Annotated in this window: 4 protein-coding genes; 3 read left to right on the top strand and 1 reads right to left on the bottom strand. The window is 33.4% G+C overall.

What is annotated here, in order from left to right; translation table 11 throughout:
- Window positions 1-155: 155 nt before the first annotated feature.
- Window positions 156-1,085, top strand: a complete 930-nt coding sequence (gene metA, locus M983_RS06930; RefSeq protein WP_066749117.1) for a homoserine O-acetyltransferase MetA — start codon at window positions 156-158, stop codon at window positions 1,083-1,085.
- A 63-nt stretch (window positions 1,086-1,148) separates the two neighbouring features.
- On the opposite strand, the gene M983_RS06935 is transcribed toward metA, so the two are convergent.
- A complete protein-coding gene (locus M983_RS06935) occupies window positions 1,149-2,252 on the bottom strand; it encodes a glycerol dehydrogenase (RefSeq protein WP_066749120.1) in 1,104 nt (367 codons plus the stop codon).
- Between the two features lie 256 nt (window positions 2,253-2,508).
- Here M983_RS06935 and M983_RS06940 point away from each other — a divergent pair, with 256 nt between their 5' ends.
- Together M983_RS06940 and idi are read left to right on the top strand one after the other, a co-directional pair.
- Entirely contained in the window at window positions 2,509-3,153 is a 645-nt protein-coding gene (locus M983_RS06940) for an epoxyqueuosine reductase QueH (protein ID WP_066749123.1), read from the top strand.
- Window positions 3,154-3,302: 149 nt separating this feature from the next.
- The gene (gene idi, locus M983_RS06945; protein WP_074388153.1) at window positions 3,303-3,839 is read left to right on the top strand and encodes an isopentenyl-diphosphate Delta-isomerase; all 537 of its coding nucleotides are present in this window, start codon (window positions 3,303-3,305) and stop codon (window positions 3,837-3,839) included.
- Window positions 3,840-3,976: the final 137 nt, after the last annotated feature.

The raw sequence follows: 3,976 nt of genomic DNA on the forward strand, positions 1-3,976 counted from the left end.
GAAAAAATGAATGTTCAGGCTTGATCGTTTTTCCTATATAGCTTTTTCTTATATGAATATTCTTCATACACGCTATGTAAGTCTCGACTTACTGAAACTTATTAGATAAATTTAGGCTTCTAGATGTCTAGATGCTTATTAAGTGAGGTTATGCTATGCCAATTAGAGTACCAGACGAACTACCTGCGGTGGATTGTTTAAGGGAAGAAAATGTTTTTGTTATGACATCAAGTAGAGCGAGTATCCAAGATATTCGTCCTTTAAAGGTGCTTATACTTAATTTGATGCCAAAAAAAATAGAAACAGAAAATCAATTTCTACGTCTACTCTCAAATAGCCCACTTCAAATTGATGTTCAACTACTACGTATTGACGATCGTATTCCTAAAAATACACCTGTAGAGCATCTAAATACGTTCTATTGCGATTTTAACCAAATAAAAGAACATAATTTTGATGGATTAATTATAACCGGAGCACCTCTAGGATTAGTAGAATTTGAAGATGTTGCTTATTGGAATGAAATAAAAGAAATAATTAACTGGGCTAAAGAGCATGTGACTTCAACACTTTTTATTTGTTGGGCTGCTCAAGCAGGGCTTAATATTTTATATGGATTAGACAAAAACACATTAAATAAAAAAATATCTGGAGTGTATCTTCATACAACAATTGATCCTTTAGCACTTTTAACTCGTGGCTTTGATGAAACTTTTTTTGCTCCACACTCCCGTTATGCAGGTTTCCCCGTTGATCTTATTAAGCAGAATACTGATTTAGAGATTTTAGCTACCTCAGAAAAAGCAGGTGCTTATTTATTTGCATCAAAAGATAAAAGAGTTGTTTTTGCTACAGGCCACCCTGAATATGACCCTCATACACTCGCTGATGAATATCATCGAGATCTAAATGCTGGGCTTAATCCCCTATTACCTGAAAACTATTTCCCTAATAATAATCCTAATAAAAAACCAATCGCTTCTTGGCGTAGTCATGGACATTTACTTTTTTCTAATTGGCTAAATTATTATGTTTACCAAATAACTCCATTTGATTTGGCACAAATGAATCCAACGCTAGATTAAATAAAAAACCCCAAACAGAATTATTGGGGTTTAATTTAGCTATTATAAATAAACTAATTTTAATTATTTATAACGATGAGCAAGAGCATTAGCAGCAATCATTGCAAAATAAACATCATCTTCAGTCACTTTCATTGGCATATTACCCATGGTATCACCTTCAGCACATGCAATTTTTGCAACAGTACGCCATTCGCTTTCTATAAATTTTTCCATTCCCATATCTTCAAGCGTTAGAGGTAACTCAGCGGCTTTAATAATACGGATAACTTCATCAATTTCGTCTTGTGGCGCATTTTCTAATACAAGTTGAGTCAATAAACCAAATACGACTTTTTCACCATGTTGAACACGATGTAATGACTCAACAGCAGACATACCATTATTCACAGCATGAGCAGCAGCTAAACCTCCGGCCTCTGCACCTACACCACTAAGATAAATGGTCGCTTCGATAGTTTGTTCTAATGCTGGAGTTGTAATCTTGTTACGAATAGCATCCATTGCTTTATCAATGTTTTCGCTAAGCATTTCAAAACAAAGTTGAGCTAAACCAAGACCTGTACGTGATGGGCGCTGATTTACAAGATTTAAGCCATCAGCTTGATAACATGCACGAGCTTCAAAATAAGTTGCTAACGCATCACCAACCCCCGCGGAGAAAAAGCGTTGTGGCGCAGATGCAATAATAGCGGTATCAGCAACAACCATATCTGGGTTTTGTGGTAAGAATAAATATTTATCAAACTCACCATTTTCTTTGTATAACACAGAAAGTGCAGTACAAGGCGCATCTGTTGAAGCAATTGTTGGGAATAAAATCACAGGCAGATGATGATAATAAGCAACCGCTTTAGAGACATCTAATGTTTTACCACCACCAATCCCTATAATGACATTCGCTTTATTTTCTACCGCAATTTTACCAAGACGGTTAACTTCAATTTCTGTGCATTCGTAATTAAATTTTTCTACGTGAGCAGATAACCCATTATCCTTAATAGAAGGAATGGCTTCTTTATTTACTTTTTCTACGAAAAATTCATCACTAATGATAAAAGCGTTATCACCAAAATCTTTTACATATTCACCAACAGAAGAAAGTAATTGGCTACCAATAAAGAATTTTTTTGGAGAGGTTACTGAGCGAGGTAATATAGACGACATAACTAGATCCCTTCATTTTGGATTTTGCTACATAAATGGTAGCAGAATGATGATTCATCTTACCTCTCATCTTAATATGGATCTAGTAAACTCTCTTCTCAATATGAGTTATTATCTTTATAGTTAAATTTTTTATTTTTATAAAACAAATATTTATTAAAATATAATTAAAAATAAACGGATAAAACGTATATAAATGTTTATAATGAAATATATATATTTATTATCAAGTAAGTAACAAGATTTAGGATAAGTCATGACATTTATTCGAGAAAAATTAACATTACCTGCAAATGCCAATAAATTATTATTACATTCTTGTTGTGCACCTTGTTCTGGCGAAGTCATGGAAGCCCTTCACGCTTCTGGTATTGATTACACTATCTTTTTTTATAATCCAAATATTCATCCCCAAAAAGAATATTTAATACGCAAAGAAGAGAATATTCGCTTCGCTAAAAAACATAATATTCCTTTTGTTGATGCTGATTACGATACAGATAATTGGTTTGAAAAAGCAAAAGGAATGGAAAAAGAGCCTGAACGAGGAATTCGTTGCACCATGTGTTTTGACATGCGTTTTGAAAGAACGGCTCTTTATGCAGCTGAAAACGGCTTCTCTGTTATCTCAAGCTCGTTAGGAATATCTCGCTGGAAAGATATGAACCAAATTAATGGTTGTGGACAGCGAGCCGTAGCCCCTTATCCTGATATGGTTTATTGGGAATATAATTGGCGTAAAAAAGGTGGTTCCGCGAGAATGATCGAAATTAGTAAAAGGGAACAATTCTATCAACAAGAATATTGTGGATGTATTTATTCATTAAGAGATACAAATAAGTATAGAAAATCCCAAGGAAGAGAATTAATTAAAATTGGTGTCCAATATTATTCACCGTAGAAACCGAGTTATAACAAAAGATATTCTATTTTAATGGCATACATTGTCTGGTGCCATTAAAAGTAAAACAGTCAAAACTCTTATTTGATATACATGTATAGTTTCTTTACGCTATAACTGTTTATTATTTTGCTAAGGTGAGTATTACTGTGGAAGACGCTGTTATTCTTGTTGATAATAATGATAATGAATTAGGCACAATGCCTAAACTCGAGGCACATATTATCGGTGCATTACATCGTGCTTTTTCGTTATTTATTTTTAATTCTCAAAAGCAGTTACTCATCCAGCAACGAGCTATCTCAAAATACCATTCTGGTCACCTATGGGCGAATACATGTTGTAGCCATCCTCGTCCTAATGAACCACTTTCAAAAGCAATTCATCGTCGATTATATGAAGAACTTGGTATGTCTTGTGACATGCAACCCATTGGTACAATACTCTATAACGAAAAAGTGACTGATGATCTGACAGAACATGAGTTTGACCATTTATTTCTTGGATTTACTGATGATGATCCGCAATGTAACCCTGATGAAGTTATGAATTACCAGTGGATATCTCTCACTGAACTTTATAAGGACATTAAAATTAACCCAAATAAATATACGGCATGGTTTCGTTATATATTAAACTATTTTGAAAAAGAACAGTTTGAGAAGTGGAGTATAGGTATTATTTAAAATCATTTAATATAAACATGATTTTGCAGGTTAATTTTCAGGTACATTGCTTTATCAGCAATTAAAATAACTTGTTAATGAATTAGTGATTATTTTTCTTTTTTTTTAATACTATAAACGCAAAAAAGCCAACCCAC

The sequence above is a fragment of the Proteus myxofaciens ATCC 19692 genome (genome assembly GCF_001654855.1).
Lineage (GTDB): Bacteria > Pseudomonadota > Gammaproteobacteria > Enterobacterales > Enterobacteriaceae > Proteus > Proteus myxofaciens.